Here is a 17,260-nt window from a genome sequence, read left to right as displayed (position 1 = left end):
AGTACGGCGCGCAGGGCGGCGAGGTGTTGGGCGATCCAGGTGGGTAGGCGCATCACGAAATCCCCGGGATGAACTGGATGAGCAGGTCGATGAGCTTGATCCCGATGAACGGCACGATGATGCCGCCCAGCCCGTACACCAGCAGGTTGCGGCTGAGCAGCTTCGACGCGGCGGCCGGCCGGTACCGCACGCCGCGCAGGGCGAGCGGGATCAGCGCGATGATCACCAGGGCGTTGAAGATGACGGCGGACAGGATCGCCGACTCCGGGCTGGCCAGCCGCATGATGTTCAGCGCGTCCAGGCTCGGGTAGAGGCCGGCGAACATGGCCGGGATGATCGCGAAGTACTTCGCGATGTCGTTGGAGATGCTGAACGTCGTCAGCGCACCCCTGGTGATCAGCAACTGCTTGCCGATCTCCACGATCTCGATCAGCTTGGTCGGGTCGGAGTCGAGGTCGACCATGTTGCCGGCCTCCTTGGCGGCCGACGTGCCGGTGTTCATGGCCACGCCGACGTCGGCCTGGGCGAGCGCCGGGGCGTCGTTGGTGCCGTCACCGGTCATCGCGACCAGCCGGCCGCCCTCCTGCTCCCGCTTGATCAGCGCGAGCTTGTCCTCCGGCGTCGCCTCGGCCAGGAAGTCGTCCACCCCGGCCTCGTCGGCGATGGCCTTCGCGGTTCGCGGGTTGTCGCCGGTGATCATCACGGTGCGGATGCCCATCCGGCGCATCTCGTCGAACCGCTCGCGCATGCCGGACTTGACGACGTCCTTGAGGTGGATGACGCCCAGGGCGCGGGCGGGCTCACCGTCGACGTGCTCGGCGACCACGAGCGGGGTGCCGCCGGTGCCGCTGATCGCGTCCACGATCTCGCCGACCTGCTCGGTCGGGTGGCCGCCGTTCTCGCGTACCCACTTCATCACCGCGGCCGCGGCGCCCTTGCGGACCCGGCGGGCCGTGCCCACCGCGCCGCCGTCCACGCTGGCGTCCGGGGTGAGGTCGACGCCGCTCATCCGGGTCTGCGCGGTGAACGGTACGAAGGTGGCGTGCGGCATGACGCCGGGCTCGCGCTCGCGCAGCCCGAACTCGTTCTTCGCCAGGACGACCACCGAGCGCCCCTCCGGGGTCTCGTCGGCCAGGCTGGACAGCTGCGCGGCGTCGGCCACCGTCGCGGCGTCGACCCCCTCGACCGGTACGAACTCGGCGGCCTGCCGGTTGCCCAGGGTGATGGTGCCGGTCTTGTCGAGGAGCAGGGTGTTGACGTCGCCGGCCGCCTCGACGGCCCGGCCGCTCATAGCCAGCACGTTGCGCTGGACGAGGCGGTCCATGCCGGCGATGCCGATGGCGGAGAGCAGCGCGCCGATGGTGGTGGGGATCAGGCAGACCAGCAGCGAGACCAGCACGACACCGGTGACACCCGAACCGGTGATCGCCCCGCTGTCCGGTGCCGCCGCCTGGTACGCCTTGGAGAAGATCGCCAACGGCTGAAGAGTCACCACGGCCAGCAGGAAGATGACCGTGAGCGCGGCGAGCAGGATGTTCAGCGCGATCTCGTTCGGCGTCTTCTGCCGGTTGGCGCCCTCGACCAGGGCGATCATCCGGTCGATGAAGCTCTCCCCCGGCTTCTGGGTGATCTTCACGATGATCTGGTCGGAGAGCACCTTGGTGCCACCGGTGACCGCGCTGCGGTCGCCTCCGGACTCGCGGATGACCGGAGCCGACTCGCCGGTGATCGCCGACTCGTCGACGCTCGCGATGCCCTCGACGATGTCCCCGTCGCCGGGGATGATGCCGCCCGCCTCGACGAGCACGATGTCGCCCTGCCGCAGCTCGGGCGCGGGCACCGCCTCGTCGCGGTAGGTGTTGGCGCGCGCGCCGGGCTTCCAGTCGATCAGCCGGGTGGCGATGGTGTCCTTCTTCGCCTGCCGCAGGGTCGCGGCCTGGGCCTTGCCCCGACCTTCGGCGACCGCCTCGGCCAGGTTGGCGAAGATCACGGTCAGCCAGAGCCAGATGGTGATCGCCCAGGCGAACACCGACGGGTCGGTCACCGCCAGGACGGTGGTGAAGGCGGCGCCGACCTCGACGATCAGCATCACCGGGTTACGCCAGAGCGTTGTCGGGTTGAGCTTGCGTACCGCGTCCGGCAGGGACCGGACCAGCTGCTTCGGGTCGAGCAGGCCCCCGCCGATCCGGTTGCCCTGGGTGGCCGGGGTGCCGGGGAGTTGCTCTGTCGGGGCGGACGTGACGGACATGTCCTCGTTCCTCATGATGGTCAGAGCCCCTCTGCCAGCGGGCCGAGCGCGAGCGCGGGCAGGAAGGTCAGCGCGACGAGGACCACGGTGACGCCGACGACCATGCCGATGAACAGCGGTCGGTGGGTCGGCAGGGTGCCCTCGGACGCGGGGGTGGGTGCCTGGCGGGCCAGCGAGCCGGCCAACGCGAGCACGAAGATGAGCGGCAGGAAACGGCCCAGCAGCATGCACAACCCGAGCGCGGTGTCCCACCAGGTGGTGTTGACAGTGATGCCGCCGAACGCGGAGCCGTTGTTGTTGCTGGCCGAGGTGAACGCGTACAGCACCTCGGAGAGGCCGTGCGGGCCGACGTTGAGCGCTGTCGAGTTGTTGCCGGTGGCGAACGCGGCCGCCGTACCGACAAGCACCAGGATCGGCGTGATCAGGAAGTACAGCGAGGCGAACTTGATCTCCCGCGAGCCGATCTTCTTGCCCAGGTACTCGGGAGTGCGGCCCACCATCAGGCCGGCCACGAAGACCGTGATCACCGCGAGGATGAGCAGGCCGTACAGCCCCGAACCGGTACCGCCCGGCGCGACCTCGCCGAGCATCATGTTGACCATCGTCATCATGCCGCCGAGCGAGGTGAACGAGTCGTGGAAGGAGTTCACGGCACCGGTCGAGGTGAGCGTGGTGGCGGCAGCGAAGGTGGCCGAGTTCGACACGTCGAACCGCACCTCCTTGCCCTCCAGCGCCGCGCCGACCGCCTGCGGCACCGTGCCGTGGCCGGTCAACTCGAAGATGTTGGTGATGGCGACGCTGGCGAACGCCAGGATGCCCATCACCGCGGCGATGGCGTAGCCCTGCCGGTTCTGCCCGACCATCCGGCCGAAGACCCGGGGCAGGCTGAACGGGATGAGGAAGATCAGGAAGATCTCCAGCCAGTTCGTCCAGGTGGTGGGGTTCTCGAACGGGTGCGCGCTGTTGACGTTGTAGAAGCCGCCACCGTTGGTGCCCAGCTCCTTGATCACTTCCTGGCTGGCGACCGGACCACCGGTGATGGTCTGGGTGCCGCCGGTCAGCGTGGTCACGTCGGTGCCGCCGGAGAGGTTCTGCACCGCCCCGCCGATCATCAACGCGATCGCGCCGAGCACCGCGATCGGCAGCAGGATCCGCAGCGTGACCCGGGTCAGGTCCACCCAGAAGTTGCCGAGCTGCCCGGTGCGGCTACGGGCGAAGCCGCGCACCAACGCGACCGCCACCGCGATGCCGACCGCCGCCGACACGAAGTTCTGCACGGCCAGACCGGCCATCTGCACCAGGTGACCCATAGTCGACTCACCCGAGTACGACTGCCAGTTGGTGTTGGTCACGAACGACACGGCCGTGTTCCACGCGCCGTGCGGCACCACCGGGTCGAACCCCAGGGACAGCCACAGGTGGTTCTGCACCCGCTGGAACAGGTACAGGAACAGGATCGAGACCGCGGAGAACGCCAGCACGCTGCGGGCGTACACACCCCAGGTCTGCTCGGCGGCCGGGTTGACCCCGACGAGTCGGTAGATGCCCCGCTCGACCCGCGACTGCCTGGTGCCGGAGACCGCCCGGAACATGTAGTCGCCGAACGGCTTGTAGACGGCGACGAGGGCCGCCACCAGCGCCAGCACGAAGATGACGCCCGCTGTTGTCATGGTCATCAGAAGCGCTCCGGGAACAGCAGGGCGAACACCAGGAACGCGCCCAGGACGATCGCGAGCACCAAACCGACGGCGTTGACCGCGTTCACAGCTTCTCCACCGCCCGGACCACCAGGGCGAGCGCTGCGAACAGCGCCACCGTCAGGACCACGAACACCACGTCAGACACGCTGACTCCTCATACCGGAAAGGTTCGTCGCGATCGCCTTCCGATCGCGCCGGGCAATCAAAGCCCCACCACCCGCCGGACGGCAGGGGTCATAACGCGACCATGACGGCGGCGAACCTTTTCTTGACGTGGTTTTCACACGCGCACCCTGAACAGGTGAAATGTGGCACAGAACCCCCCGCGGTCCGCGAGGTCAGGACCAGTTGTCCGCCCTTTGCTCTGCACCTGCGGAGGCGACGCTCACGGTCTGTACCTGGTGCCGCCGCGGGTGCAGAGCAAAGGGCACGCGAGAGGCATGCGCGACCCGGAGGGGTGGCGCGGGGCGTGGCGGGAGCGGAGGTGCGAGGCCGGGTCAGGCCGGGCGGCGGGCCACCAGCACGTCTCGCATGATCGACTGGTCCACCCGGTGCCGCAGCGCGCGGTAGGGCTCGTCGTCGACCACTGTCAGGCCCGCGTCGGCCAGCGCCGCCGCGGCGTCGTCGCGGCTGGCGACGTGGGTGTTCCAGGAGATGCCGAGCGCACCGCCGGGGCGCAGCAACCGCGCCCAGACCGGCGCGGCGTCCGCGAGCAGCGCCAGCGGGTCACGCGACAAACCATGATCGGCGGTACGACTGCCGTGCTGTACGCCGTACGGCGCGTCGGCCACGACCAGGTCCACGGTCTCCGGGCGGAAGAACTCCGCCGACCGGGCGGTGTCCGCGTTTACCACGTCCAACAACTGCGTCTGGCCGGCCTTGTGCTCCTCGCGGGTCGGCGCCAACTCGATCCGCACCCGTCGGCCGACCACCTTGCGCTCCCGGCGCACCGGCCCCGACTCCAGCACCCGGTGCTTGAGCCGCTTCTGCTTCAGCCAGGTGGTGACGAACGCCCGGTACGCCTCGACGTCCTTCTGGTCGCGCTCGATCCCGGCGGCGTCGAACCCGTACATCAGCGCCTGGTTGAGCGTGGTGCCCCGGCCGCAGAGCGGGTCGAGTACCCGGAACCGCCGGCTGGTCATCTCGGTGGCCCAGTCCGAGGCGAGCAGTGTGACGTTGAGCAGCAGCTTGGTGAACTGCTCGTTGGTCTTGCCCGGGTACTTCTGGATGGTGAGCAGGTCGTCGTCGTAACGGTCCAGCCGGCTCCACTCGATCGGGCGCAGCAACTCGCCGACGATCTCGAACAGCGCGTACCCGGCGGAGAGATTGCCCAGGACGGCCAGGTCACGCTCGGTCAGCCCGTCGCCGGTGAACGTGACGTAGGACGCCCCACCGACGACCTCGGTGTCCAGGTCGCCGATCCGACCGTCGAGCGCCGAGCCGCCGAAGATCTCCAGCTCGGCCCGGGTGAGGTCGACGGCGGAGCGGGCGTACACCCGGTTGGTGGCGGGCAGGATCAGCAGGCCGTAGCGCGTCATGGTCCGGCGAGTATTCCACAACGGGTGACGGCCGCCGGGAACCGGAGCGGCTGCCGGAGCGACTACCGGTACATGGGGTGTGAGCAGTGGCGGGAGGTCCTGTCCGCGCAGTTGGACGGGGAGGAGACCGCGGCCGAACGGGCGGCGGCGCAGGGGCACCTTGACGGGTGTGCCGATTGCCGGGCCTGGTTCACGGCGGCGGCTGCGGTGACGCGTCGGGTTCGTACCCGTTTGGTCACCGACGTGCCCGACCGGACAGCGGCGATCCTGGCCGCCACCACGGCGGCCCCGCCGCCCCGGCGGTCGTGGTGGCGGCGCCTGGGCGGGCGTGGCCCCCTGGTCGCCGGGCTACGCGCGGCACTCGGCCTGCTCGGCGCGGTGCAGTTGGTGCTCGGCCTGGCCCAGGTGGGCCGGGGCGCGACCGCCGACCACCTGCACCCGACCGGCCAACACCTGTGGCACGAGTCGGCCGCCTGGAACGTGGCGGTCGGTGCCGGCTTCCTCTTCGTGGCGGTACGCCGCACCCCGCCGGCGGGGCTCCTGCCGATGCTCAGCGCGTTCGTCGGCACGCTGCTGCTGCTCTCGGTCAACGACCTCGCCACCGGCTCGGTGGGCGGGGAGAGACTGGTCAGCCACGGCTTCCTGGTGGTCGGCTACCTGATCACCGTGCTGCTGTCCCGACCCGGACTGCGCCCCGGTGGGCCCGCGCCGCAGCGGCAGCCGACACCGTCACGTTGGCGGTTCGGCACCGACGAGGTGGAGCGTCCGCTGCGGGTGGTCCGCCCCGAGTCGTATCCGGCCCAGGCCGCCGACCGTTTCGCCGCCCCGGCGGCACAGATCGGGCAGGGCGGCAGGGCGGCTCGTGCCGGGCGGGCCGACGAGCGGCGCGCGGCCTGAGCCGGCCCGCTCAGGCCTACGGGCGGTCCGGTCCGTCGGCGGAGATGACCTGCGGGATGACCTGTTCGACGATGGTCAGCAGGGTGGTGGTCAGCAGGAGGTGCACCTGGTCGCGGGTCAACGCGCCGCGCTGAAGCCACTCCCGGGCTGTCGACGTGGCCAGCCCGCCGTATGCCCGGACCATCCCACGTAGGTCCTCGCGGTGCTGCGCCTCACCGGCCAGCCCGACGGCGACGAGCATGCGGTCCGCGGCGACCTCCTCGGCCTCGGCCAGCACCCGCTCCACGTCGGCGTCCCCGCCCATCCCCCGCGCGGTGACCGCGGCCAACCAGGACGTGCTGTGCCGGGACACCACGTCGAGGAACCAGGTGACGCTGGCGTCGACCCGGGTCCGGAGGTCCCCCTTTGGCAGCCGCTCCAGGGCCACCTCCGGAATGGTCACCATGACCCGGACGACCTCCAGGTAGAGGTCCTTCTTCGTGCCGAAGTAGTGGTTGACCAGGCCCCGGGCGACACCGGCCTCGCGGGCGACGTCGGTGGTCGACACGTCCGCGTACGGGCGCTCGCCGAACAACCGGACCGCGCAGGCCAGGATCTGGCCGCGTCGGGCATCCGGCTCCAACCGGCGGCGACGGGGAGCCGTCTCGACACTCATCTGCCCGACCCTATCGGCAGCTCACCGCGTCGCCCTCGGTGTCAGGCGCCGCCGCACCATGATCATGTGATGAGAAGTAGGTGTGGAAGACGCTCCGGACCTACTTTTCATCACCTGATCATGGCCCGCCTCGGCGGCGCCGAACCACGTGCCGTCCCAGGTGACGCAGATTGGACGCCTCGGAGTAGAGCGCCGCGTTGATCGCACCGACGGCGACGCCGGGCGCCCGCTGCACCCGGTCGACGTCCTGGACCACGCGACCGATCAATGTCAGTCGACAACGGAGATCGAACAACTCCCTCCGCGCACCGCGCAGTGCTGCCTCCAATCCCCCGACCCGCTCCCGCAACCACGCCAACTCCGTCGCCTGATCCATCAGCACCCTCTCCGACCACGCCCACGCTGCCCAGGTCGCTCGCCCCGTGGCTGCATCGTCGTGTTCACCCTCACCCATTCGGAAGGACTGCGCAAGTAGGTAGACGCAATTAGGCATTCCTGATCGCCCTACCGTCGAGTGATGGGTGAAGTCCCGGGTCCACTGGTCGGTCCGCACGAGGTGCAAGACCTGCTCGGCGTGAGCCGCACCCGCATGCGTCAGCTCATCCGTTACCCCACGTTTCCCGCACCGTTCCAGCGACTGCACGGCACGACGGTGTGGCTGCGCGCCGATGTCGAAGCGTGGATCGCCGAGCACCGCCCGCCGCGCCCGACGGATGGCGACGAAGCCGAGTAAGGCCCTTCGCCCACGTCGCCCAGCAGCTGGGCTGCCCTACCAGCGGCGCTAGGCCTCCGGGTTACCGCCGCTGTCTGCCATTCGCACGAAGGCGACATCGCCGAACTCGAACTCCGCCTGAGCGACGGCCCCCGCCTCCGTTGGGTGACAGGTGTCCGTCAACACTGCCCAGTCTCCCGTGCAGTAGAAGAGGTAGCAGTCCGCCTCGGCCTCGTCGTAGCGGGCCACCGCCAGGTGGACGACCAACTCTGCGAATTCGTTGACGGAGTGGCGTGTCGCCCCCGTCGGCAACTGGCCCGGTGCCAGGTTGGCGAACATCGTGACCCGGGCTCCGTCGAGCAGGGCCGGAGGCGTGCTTCTCATGACACGATTCTCGCCGCTCAGGCCCACCCAGGCCGCGCCCACACCGCCGCTCGCGCCTCTATCGACTCGACTTCGCTGAAGACGGGGCATCCAGGTCGGGCGCATGGCCCGACTTCAAGGAAACGGAGTCGATCAAGGCGGGCAACCTCGCGCACCCCCTTGATCAAGTGATGAAAAGTAGTTCCGGCAACGGCTCCTGACCTACTTTTCATCACTTGATCTTGAGGCGGTGAGCCGAGGGCGGGCGGCACGGTGGGCGGCCACCCCATGGCTTATTGACATGCTGCCAACAGGGCGCGAGGGTGGTGCTCATGCCGACGCCCCCACTCGACGGTCCACCCTCGCCCTGGCGGCAGCCGGAGCACGAAGACCTCGCCGACCTGGCCCGCACCTTCTTCACCAAGGAGGTGCTGCCGCACGCCGAACGCCTGCTGACGCAGGGCCACCCGGACCGCGAGCACTACCGGCGCGCCGGTGAGCTGGGGTTGCTCGGCCTGTCCGTCCCGGAGGAGTACGGCGGCGGGGGCGGCGGGTTCACCCACGAGGCCGTGATGCTGCACGAGCAGGCGTACACCGGGGAGAGCAGCCTCGGGCTGGCCGTACACAGTGGGATCGTCACCGGTTACCTGGCGGCGTACGGCAGCGAGGAGCAGAAGCGACGCTGGCTGCCCGGCCTGTGCAGCGGTGAACTGGTCGGGGCGATCGCGATGACCGAGCCGGACGGCGGCTCCGATCTTCAGGCGATGCGTACCCGGGCGGTCCGGGACGGTGACGACTACCTGGTCACCGGCGCGAAGACGTTCATCACCAACGGCAGCCTGGCCGATCTGATCATCGTGGCCGTGAAGACCGACCCCGAGCAGCGGGCGGCCGGTGTCTCGCTGCTCGTCTGCGAGGTGGGCGGTGACCCGGAGGGGTTCCGCCGGGGACGACTGCTGTCCAAGATCGGGCTGCACGCGAACGACACCGCGGAGCTGTTCTTCGACGAGTTCCGGGTGCCGGCGGCCAACCTGCTCGGGGGTGTCGAGGGGTTGGGCTTCATCCAGCTCATGCAGCAGCTCCCGCAGGAACGGCTGGTCATCGGTGTCGGCGCGGTCGCGGCGATGGAGCGGGCCGTAGCGCTCACCGTCGCGTACGCCAAGGAACGCACCGCCTTCGGCAAGCCGCTGATGGGCCACCAGAACACCCGGATGGTGCTCGCGGAGTGCGCCACCCGTACCCGGGTCAGCCGGGTCTTCCTGGACGACTGCATCGTCCGGCACAGCCGCGGCGACCTGGACGTGGCCACCGCCGCGATGGCGAAGTCGTGGCTCACCGACGGGCAGTGCGAGGTCATCGACAGGTGCCTGCAGATCTTCGGTGGCTACGGCTACACGACCGAATATCCGATCGCCCGGATGTACGCCGACGCCCGGGTGCAGAAGATCTACGGCGGCACCAACGAGATCATGAAGGAGCTGATCGCCCGTGCCCTCTGAGGCGTACGTCTTTGACGCGGTCCGCACCCCGCGCGGACGCGGCCGGGACACCGGCGCGCTGCACGGGGTCAAGCCGATCTCGCTGGTGGTCGGCCTGATCGACGCGTTGCGCGAGCGCAACCCCGGCCTGGACGTGGGCCGGTTGGAGGATCTTCTGCTCGGCATCGTCACCCCGGTGGGCGAGCAGGGCGGCGACCTGGCGCGGGCCGCCGCGCTGCTGGCGGGGTTACCCGACGAGGTGGGTGGGGTGCAGCTCAACCGGTTCTGCGCTTCCGGTTTGGAGGCGGTCAACTCCGCCGCCGCACGGATCCGCTCGGGCTGGGAGCACCTGCTGCTGGCCGGCGGGGTGGAGTCGATGTCCCGGGTGCCGATGGGCTCCGACGGTGCGGCCTGGGCGACCGACCCGCAGACCGCGCTGGCCACGTCGTTCGTGCCGCAGGGCGTCAGCGCCGACCTGATCGCGACCCTGGAGGGTTTCACCCGCGACGACGTGGACGGTTACGCGGTGCGGTCGCAGGAACGGGCCGCCAAGGCGTGGGCCGGCGGGCACTTCGCGCGTTCGGTGGTGCCGGTCCGCGACGGCAACGGGTTGGACATCCTCACCGTTGACGAGCACTTGCGCCCGGAGACGACCCGGGAGGCGTTGGCCCGGCTCACCCCGTCCTTCGCCACGATCGGCGAGGCGGCCGGCTTCGACGCGGTGGCGTTGCAGAAGTTCCACTGGCTGGAGGCGATCGAGCACGTCCACCACGCCGGCAACTCGTCCGGCATCGTGGACGGCGCGGCGCTGGTGCTGATCGGTTCCGAGCAGGTCGGCCGCGACCTCGGCCTCACCCCACGCGCCCGGATCGTCGGCGCGGCGGTCACCGGGGCGGACCCGACGCTGATGTTGACCGGCCCGATCCCGGCCACCCACAAGGCGCTCGCCGCCGCCGGGCTGACAGTCGACGACATCGACCTGTTCGAGATCAACGAGGCGTTCGCGGCGGTCGTGCTGAAGTACGTCCGTGACCTGGGACTCGACCCGGACCGGGTGAACGTCAACGGCGGCGCGATCGCTCTCGGCCACCCGCTCGGCGCGACCGGAGCCATGCTGCTCGGCACCGCGTTGGACGAGTTGGAGCGCCGCGACCTGCGCCGCGCCATGGTGACCCTCTGCATCGGCGGCGGCATGGGCGTCGCCACCGTTCTCGAGCGCTGCTGACCCGGAGGACGACAATGACCGACACCATCCGGTACGACCGCGGCGCCGACGGCATCGTCACGCTCACCCTGGACGACCCGACCCAGTCCGCGAACACCATGAACCGGGCGTACGCCGCGTCGATGAGCGCTGCCCTCGACCGGCTGGAGGCCGAGCCCGATCTCGTCGGGGTCATCGTGACCAGCGCGAAGTCGACGTTCTTCGCCGGCGGCGACCTGCCGGAGATGATCAGGGCCACCCGGGCTGACGCGCCAGCGCTGGCCGACCTGCTCGGCACCATCAAACGGGACCTACGCCGGCTGGAGACGCTGGGCCGACCGGTGGTCGCGGCGGTCAACGGATCCGCGCTCGGCGGCGGTCTGGAGATCACCCTCGCCTGCCACCACCGGATCGCGCTGGACGTGCCCGACAGTCGGCTCGGGTTGCCCGAGGTGACACTGGGTCTGCTGCCCGGGGCCGGCGGGGTCACCCGGACGGTACGGATGCTCGGCCTGGCCGGTGCGCTGACCACTGTGCTACTCACCGGCCGCCGGATGCGACCGGCCGACGCCCTGGCCGCCGGGATCGTGGACGAGGTGGTCGCCACCGAGGCGGAGATGCTGGACCGGGCCCGTGCCTGGATCGCCGCCAACCCCCACCCGAAGCAGCCGTGGGACCGGCCGGACTACCGGATGCCCGGCGGCACCCCCGCCAGCCGCTCACTGGCCGCCCAGTTGCCCGCCTTCCCGGCCACCCTGCGCAAACAGCTCAAGGGCGCCCGGCTGCCCGCACCAGAGGCGATCCTGGCCACCGCCGTCGAAGGCGCACAGGTCGACGTGGACACCGCGCTCACCGTGGAGACCCGGCACCTGATCGGTCTGCTCACCGGGCAGATCGCCAAGAACATGATCGGGGCGTTCTTCTTCGACCTGAAGGCCGTCAACGGCGGTGCGGCCCGACCGGCAGTGGACGTTGCAGCGGTGCGGCGGGTGGCGGTGCTCGGCGCGGGCATGATGGGCGCGGGCATCGCGTACTCCTGCGCCAGCGCCGGCATCGACGTGGTGGTCAAGGACGTCACGGCGGAGGCCGCCGGGCGGGCCCGGGAGCACGCCGAACGGTTGCTGGCCCGCCGGGTACGCAAGGGTCGGGCCACGGAGGCGGAAGCCCGCGCGGTGCTGGACCGGATCACCACCACCGACCAGGTGGACGCCCTCGCCGGCTGCGACGCGGTCATCGAGGCGGTCTTCGAGGACCCGGCGCTGAAGAAGGCCGTCTTCGCCGAGGTGCTGCCGGTGTTGGCACCCGGCGCGCTGATCGCCTCCAACACGTCCACCCTGCCGATCACCGGGCTGGCCGAGGGGGTGGACCGGCCGGCCGACTTCATCGGCATGCACTTCTTCTCGCCGGTGGACCGGATGCCACTGCTGGAGATCGTGGTCGGTGAGCGCACCGGCGACGCCGCGCTGGCCCGCGCGTTCGACCTGGGTCGGCGGATCGGAAAGACCCCGATCGTGGTCAACGACGGTCGGGGCTTCTTCACCAGCCGCGTGATCGGCCAGTTCATGGACGAGGCGATCGGCATGGTCGCCGAGGGCGTCCCCGCCGCGTCGGTGGAGCAGGCCGCGTTGCAGGCCGGCTACCCGACTGGGCCGCTGGCGCTGGCCGACGAGGTGAGCCTCACCCTGATCCAGCGGATCCGCCGTCAGTTCGAGGCCGCCAGCGAGGAGTTCCTGCCGCTGCCGGCGCACCGGCTCGTGGACGAGCTGGTCGACGCGTACGACCGGCCGGGCCGTGCCGCGGGGCGCGGCTTCTACTCGTACGACGACGGCACCCGGGGCCGGTTGTGGCAGGGCCTTGCGGACCTGACCACCGACGCGGGAAGGGCGGTGCCGTTCACCGACCTCCAGGAGCGGATGCTCTTCGCCGAGGCACTCGACGCGCTGCGCTGCCTCGACGAGGGCGTGCTGCGTACCGAGACCGACGCCAACATCGGCTCGATCTTCGGCATCGGCTTCCCCGCGTGGACGGGGGGCGTGATCCGCTACATCCGGCAGTACGCGGGCGGCCCGGCCGGCTTCGCGGCCCGCGCCACCGAGTTGGCCGACCGCTACGGCGACCGGTTCACGCCGCCCGCCGACCTGGTCGACCAGCTCGCCGTGAACGATCTCTTCACCTGGGCAGCCCTGGGCAGCATCGCCGGTGCCAGCGCCGCCACCCTCCTGGCCACCAACGTCATCGGCGGACTCATCGGCCCCAGCGGCGACAAGGCCCGCAAGTGGATCGCCATCGGCATCGCGCTCCTGCTGTCCTACGTGACAGCGGCGTTCGCCGACGAGGCCGGCGGCGAGAAGTGGGTCATCGCGTTCTTCAACGCGCTGGTCATCTTCTCCGCCGCGCTCGGCATCAACCAGATCCCACCCGGTAACCGGCAGGCGACCCAGGCGTCGCCAACCCAGGTCGCGCAGAACCGCGAACCCCGTTTTGTCCGCTCCTGGGTCTGAGGGGTGACGTCATGGTCTTCGGAATTCTCAGCGCGGCGATCCAGGTCATCGTCGGCGCCCTGTTCGGCTTCCTCGCCGGCGGCACGATCGGCCTGCTGATCGGCGCCGTCGTGGGCCTGCTGGTCGGCGCGGTCTTCGGCTGGGCGGTGACCTCCGCCGGGGTGTACGCGCCGGACGCGCGCGGCATCTTCCTCTTCGTCGTCGACCACACCTGGAGCCTTCTCAACACTGTCGTCGGGGCCATCTACCTGGCCGTACACCTGATCTTCGGGCACTCGCTGGACCGGCCCACCTCGGCCGGCAGCGGGCGGGTCTGCGTGGTGGAGGGGGTCTCCCCCCGCTACGCCACCACCATCGGCACCGTCTGCGCCGGCGCCAGCTCGGGCATCCAACGGCACGAGGACGTGCACATCTTCCAGGGCCGCCTGCTCGGGCCGCTCTACATCCCGCTGGTGCTGGCGAACTACGTGCTGTTCACCATCGCCCCGGTGTGGTTGCTGTACCACGACCACACCAACGCCCCGATCAACCGGTTCACCCGGTACTTCGAGATCGGCGTCTACCCGCACGTGTGGAACGAGGCCATCGCGTACCGGATCCAGGGGACGCCGCCGCGATGACCACCGATGGGCGCGGCCCGATCGAGACGGCCACCGCCGAGTTGGCCTCCTGGCTGACCGGCGCGGTGGGAGAACCCGTCCCGGTCGGTCCGCCCCGCACCGACGGCGACGCCCCCGGCCTCACCCTCTGGCCGCTGGAGTTGCGCCCGGCCCGGCAGACCCGCTCCAGCGGCGCGGTCCGCGAACCGTACCGGTTCACGGTCCGCTATCTGCTCTGCGTGACCGGTCCGGCCGGGTTGCCCCGGCTGGACCGGGTGCTCACCGCCGCGACCACCGACGGCAAGTACCCGGTCGTCCTGGAGGCCGGTGACCCGCCACTCTGGACCGCGTTCGGCGCGGTGCCGCGCCCGGCGCTGCTGATCGACGTGCCCGCGCAGGTGGACCACCCCACCCCGGCCGCGCCGCCGGTCCTGCAACCGCTGCGGCTGCGGCAAATCGGGGTGCGCGCCCTCGCCGGCCGGGTGGTCGGCCCCGAGGACCAACCGCTCGCCGCGATGCGGGTCGAGCTTCCCGCCACCGGATCCGCGACCCGCACCGACCCCGACGGCCGGTTCGTGATCGCCGGCGTCCCGCACGACCCCGACCACCCGAGTCCGGTCCGGCTCCGACTGACCGGACGCGGACTCGTCCTCACCGCCGACGTCGACCCCACCGAACCCGACCTCGTCATCGTCTGCGCGCCACCGACCCACTGACGCCCACCCGCACAGGAGGACCGATGCCCAGCTACTTCTCCCCCGGCATCTATGTCGAGGAGGTCCCCAGCGGCGCCCGACCGATCGGCCCGGCGAGCACCAGCATCGCCGCGTTCGTCGGCGTCGCCCCGGACCGCTCCGCCCACCTCGGCAAGGCGGTGCCGGTCAACAACTGGACGGAGTTCCTGCGGCTCTTCGCCGGCGGTGAGCGGGTGGAGAGCACCCCACTCGCCCGGGCGGTCTTCGGTTTCCTGGACAACGGGGGTGCCCGCTGCTGGGTCGTCAACGTCGGCGAGGGCGGCGCGATCACCGGCACCGGGCAGCGACGCGGTGGCCTGCAACTCCTGGAAGCCGTCGACGAGATCTCCATCATCGCCGCCCCCGGCTTCCACGACCCGGTGTCGCACGAGGCGCTGCTCAGCATGGCCGAACGCACCCGCACCATGGTCGCGATCTGCGACCCGGCGCCGGACATCGACGACATCTCCGCGTTGACCCGCGTCGCCACACCGTCCTCCGGCAAACCCCCCAAGCCCGACGGGGGTACGGGCGGCGGCTCGGGCGGTCCCGGCGGCGGCTCGGCCCAGCCGGGCGGCTCCGGCGGGCACGAGGGCGCGGCCTACCGGCCACGGCAGTCCGAGTTCGGGGCCTTTTACTACCCCTGGCTGCGGGTCCGCGACCCGATCAGCGGCGAGTTGGAACTCACCCCGCCCAGCGGGCACCTGGCGGGCATCTGGGCCCGCACCGACGCCCTGCGCGGCGTGCACAAGGCACCTGCCAACGAACCCGTACGCGGCGCCGTCGACCTGGGCTACCTGGTCACCCGACCGGAACACGACGTGCTCAACCCCAAGGGCGTCAACGTGATCCGGTACTTCGCCGGGGAGGGCATCCGCGTCTGGGGCGCCCGTACGCTCGCCGCCGAGGCCAGCGAGTGGCGCTACCTCAACGTACGGCGGCTCAGCATCGCCATCGAACAGGCCATCGCCAATGGCACCCGGTGGATGGTGTTCGAGCCCAACGACTTCACCCTGTGGCGCTCGATCCGACGCGACATCGGGGCGTTCCTCACCCGGGTCTGGCGCGACGGCGCGCTGCTGGGGCGCAGCCCCGAGGAGGCGTTCTTCGTCAAGTGCGACGAGGAGACCAACCCGCCGGACGTACGCGACGCCGGCATGGTGATCGCCCACATCGGCATTGCCGTCGTCAAGCCCGCCGAGTTCGTGGTGTTCAAGCTGAGCCAGTGGGCCGGCGGCACCGAGACCGAGACGATCGGAGGCTGACATGCCCACCACAGCCACCCCGCAGCCCGGCGCGCCGGTCGACCCGTACCGGGCGTACAACTTCCGGCTACTCATCAACGGCGTCACCAACGGCCACTTCACGGAGATGACCGGGTTGGAGGTGAACATCCCCGGGCAGCCGTACCGCGAGCACGGCCTGGGCCGGATGCGGATGGTGCCCGGCCAGGCCGAGTACGAGCCGGTGACGTTGCACTTCGGCCTCACCGCCTCCCGCGAGCTGTGGGACTGGGTGAACGCCACCGCGCAGGGCACCCTCAACCGCCGCAACGTCTCGGTGGTGCTGCTCGACTCGGTCGGCTCCACGGAGGTGCTGCGCTGGAACCTGATCGGCGCCTGGCCGACCCGGTGGCGTGGCGCGCACCTCAACACCCTCAGCCACGAGATCGCCATCGCCTCGTTGACCCTGCGCTACGAGGGCCTGGAGCTGGAGACCGGCGGTGCCACCGCGCCAGCGCCCGCGTAACTGGTTGGCCGGCCGGCTGCGCTCGGCCGCCGGGGCGGTCGAGCGCCTCGCCGGGCGGGTCGAGCCCGTCGGGCAACCCCGGCAGGAGCCGCCGTCGGACCCGCCACGCCGCTTCGGGGAACCCCCGCAGCACTGGCTGGACGTGGTGGCCACGCACGCCCCCGGCCTGCTGCACGACCTGGACCTCGACACCGCCCGGGCGGACGCCGGGCGGCTCCGCGACGACCGACCGGACGGGACCGGAACCGATGGGGCGGTCCCGGGCTCGCCGGACGGGCCGACGCAACCGTCCATCGTGGACCGTGGCGGCAGATCGGTCGGGGAGCGTTCCCGGCCGTCCGCCGGATCGGCCGGGTTCCCGGCCGCCGGCACTCGCGACACCGCCAGCGCCGACTCGCCCCAGACCGGTGGTCGCCGCCGGCCGTCCGGTGCGCGGGGCGGCTTCGGCGCACCGGACGTCCCCGCGACGGCGGATGGCACCGGGACCAGGGTCGGCCCCGACCCCGGTGCAGTGGGTTCCCCCGAAACCGTGGGCACCCCCGCGACGGCCGGCCTCCTCGGAGCGGCGGGCGCCCACGGAACCGCAGGCTCCCTCCACCCGACGGGGGGCTTCCCCGCGGCGGCCGGTGCTCGCGGAACGGCTGGCCTCCCCGCACCGGACGGCTCTCACGGAACCGCAGGCTCCCCCTCGACGCCGGTCGGACACGGCACGACGGGCACCGGGCGTGTCGGCAGCCCCGACGCGTCCGGCATCCACGGCACCAGCGCGCCGCCGTATGGCGGCGACATGTCACACACGAGCGCGTCCGGCAGGTCGGCAGCGTCGTGGCTCGATGATCCCGGCGGTCGGCTCCGGCACCCTGGTGCTTCAGTGCCGCGACG

General features: G+C 71.0%; 16 protein-coding genes. 9 read left to right on the top strand and 7 right to left on the bottom strand.

The genetic code is table 11. The features are described 5' to 3' along the window. Positions 1-52: 52 nt before the first annotated feature. The 4 genes from kdpB to ACWCO3_RS17475 all read right to left on the bottom strand — a co-directional run bounded on the left by kdpB (position 53) and on the right by ACWCO3_RS17475 (position 5,486). Positions 53-2,248: a potassium-transporting ATPase subunit KdpB gene (gene kdpB, locus ACWCO3_RS17490; protein WP_358162085.1), complete on the bottom strand. Its 2,196-nt coding sequence runs from the start codon at positions 2,246-2,248 to the stop codon at positions 53-55. Between the two features lie 20 nt (positions 2,249-2,268). Next, the gene (gene kdpA, locus ACWCO3_RS17485; RefSeq protein ID WP_145786081.1) at positions 2,269-3,924 is read right to left on the bottom strand and encodes a potassium-transporting ATPase subunit KdpA; all 1,656 of its coding nucleotides are present in this window, start codon (positions 3,922-3,924) and stop codon (positions 2,269-2,271) included. Next, positions 3,924-4,013 (bottom strand): K(+)-transporting ATPase subunit F, encoded by a 90-nt coding sequence (gene kdpF / locus ACWCO3_RS17480; RefSeq protein WP_036390805.1) that lies wholly within the window; start codon positions 4,011-4,013, stop codon positions 3,924-3,926. The genes kdpA and kdpF overlap by 1 nt, the downstream gene beginning before the upstream one ends. 432 nt (positions 4,014-4,445) lie before the next feature. Further along, the gene (locus ACWCO3_RS17475) at positions 4,446-5,486 is read right to left on the bottom strand and encodes a TRM11 family SAM-dependent methyltransferase (RefSeq protein WP_145786080.1); all 1,041 of its coding nucleotides are present in this window, start codon (positions 5,484-5,486) and stop codon (positions 4,446-4,448) included. Positions 5,487-5,558: 72 nt separating this feature from the next. On the opposite strand from ACWCO3_RS17475, the gene ACWCO3_RS17470 reads away from it, so the two are divergent. Further along, entirely contained in the window at positions 5,559-6,383 is an 825-nt protein-coding gene (locus tag ACWCO3_RS17470) for a zf-HC2 domain-containing protein (RefSeq protein ID WP_450010909.1), read from the top strand. Positions 6,384-6,399: 16 nt separating this feature from the next. Here the strand turns inward: ACWCO3_RS17470 and ACWCO3_RS17465 are convergent, their stop codons facing one another. Next, positions 6,400-7,038: a TetR/AcrR family transcriptional regulator gene (locus tag ACWCO3_RS17465; protein WP_450010905.1), complete on the bottom strand. Its 639-nt coding sequence runs from the start codon at positions 7,036-7,038 to the stop codon at positions 6,400-6,402. Positions 7,039-7,156: 118 nt separating this feature from the next. Next, positions 7,157-7,414 carry a hypothetical protein gene (locus ACWCO3_RS17460; RefSeq protein WP_358162089.1) on the bottom strand — a complete coding sequence of 86 codons (258 nt, stop codon included), beginning with the start codon at positions 7,412-7,414 and terminating at the stop codon, positions 7,157-7,159. 141 nt (positions 7,415-7,555) lie between these two features. Between ACWCO3_RS17460 and ACWCO3_RS17455 the strand changes: the two genes are divergently transcribed. After that, a complete protein-coding gene (locus ACWCO3_RS17455) occupies positions 7,556-7,771 on the top strand; it encodes a helix-turn-helix transcriptional regulator (protein ID WP_110564596.1) in 216 nt (71 codons plus the stop codon). Between the two features lie 48 nt (positions 7,772-7,819). Here ACWCO3_RS17455 and ACWCO3_RS17450 read toward each other — a convergent pair whose 3' ends face one another. Continuing rightward, positions 7,820-8,134, bottom strand: a complete 315-nt coding sequence (locus ACWCO3_RS17450) for a hypothetical protein (RefSeq protein ID WP_358162091.1) — start codon at positions 8,132-8,134, stop codon at positions 7,820-7,822. Positions 8,135-8,445: 311 nt separating this feature from the next. Between ACWCO3_RS17450 and ACWCO3_RS17445 the strand changes: the two genes are divergently transcribed. Genes ACWCO3_RS17445 through ACWCO3_RS17415 form a run of 7 tightly spaced genes read left to right on the top strand, consistent with a single transcriptional unit; the run spans position 8,446 to position 16,378 of the window. Continuing rightward, on the top strand, positions 8,446-9,612 hold the full coding sequence (locus tag ACWCO3_RS17445) for an acyl-CoA dehydrogenase family protein (protein ID WP_450010901.1): 1,167 nt from the start codon (positions 8,446-8,448) through the stop codon (positions 9,610-9,612). Further along, positions 9,602-10,816, top strand: a complete 1,215-nt coding sequence (locus tag ACWCO3_RS17440) for an acetyl-CoA C-acetyltransferase (RefSeq protein ID WP_450010899.1) — start codon at positions 9,602-9,604, stop codon at positions 10,814-10,816. The genes ACWCO3_RS17445 and ACWCO3_RS17440 overlap by 11 nt, the downstream gene beginning before the upstream one ends. 14 nt (positions 10,817-10,830) lie before the next feature. Then, a complete protein-coding gene (locus ACWCO3_RS17435; protein ID WP_450010897.1) occupies positions 10,831-13,296 on the top strand; it encodes a 3-hydroxyacyl-CoA dehydrogenase NAD-binding domain-containing protein in 2,466 nt (821 codons plus the stop codon). A gap of 11 nt (positions 13,297-13,307) precedes the next feature. Further along, positions 13,308-13,916, top strand: coding sequence for a glycine zipper family protein (locus ACWCO3_RS17430; RefSeq protein WP_450010895.1), 609 nt, complete (start codon positions 13,308-13,310; stop codon positions 13,914-13,916). Next, positions 13,913-14,611, top strand: a complete 699-nt coding sequence (locus ACWCO3_RS17425; protein ID WP_450010893.1) for a carboxypeptidase-like regulatory domain-containing protein — start codon at positions 13,913-13,915, stop codon at positions 14,609-14,611. Before ACWCO3_RS17430 ends, ACWCO3_RS17425 begins: the two co-directional genes overlap by 4 nt. 23 nt (positions 14,612-14,634) lie before the next feature. Beyond that, positions 14,635-15,894 (top strand): phage tail sheath family protein, encoded by a 1,260-nt coding sequence (locus ACWCO3_RS17420; RefSeq protein ID WP_145781356.1) that lies wholly within the window; start codon positions 14,635-14,637, stop codon positions 15,892-15,894. A gap of 1 nt (position 15,895) precedes the next feature. Further along, positions 15,896-16,378 (top strand): phage tail protein, encoded by a 483-nt coding sequence (locus ACWCO3_RS17415; RefSeq protein ID WP_145781353.1) that lies wholly within the window; start codon positions 15,896-15,898, stop codon positions 16,376-16,378. The last annotated feature ends 882 nt before the right edge of the window (positions 16,379-17,260 follow it).

The sequence above is a fragment of the Micromonospora sp. NPDC002411 genome (genome assembly GCF_053592955.1).
This window is presented reverse-complemented; position numbering and strand designations above follow the sequence as displayed.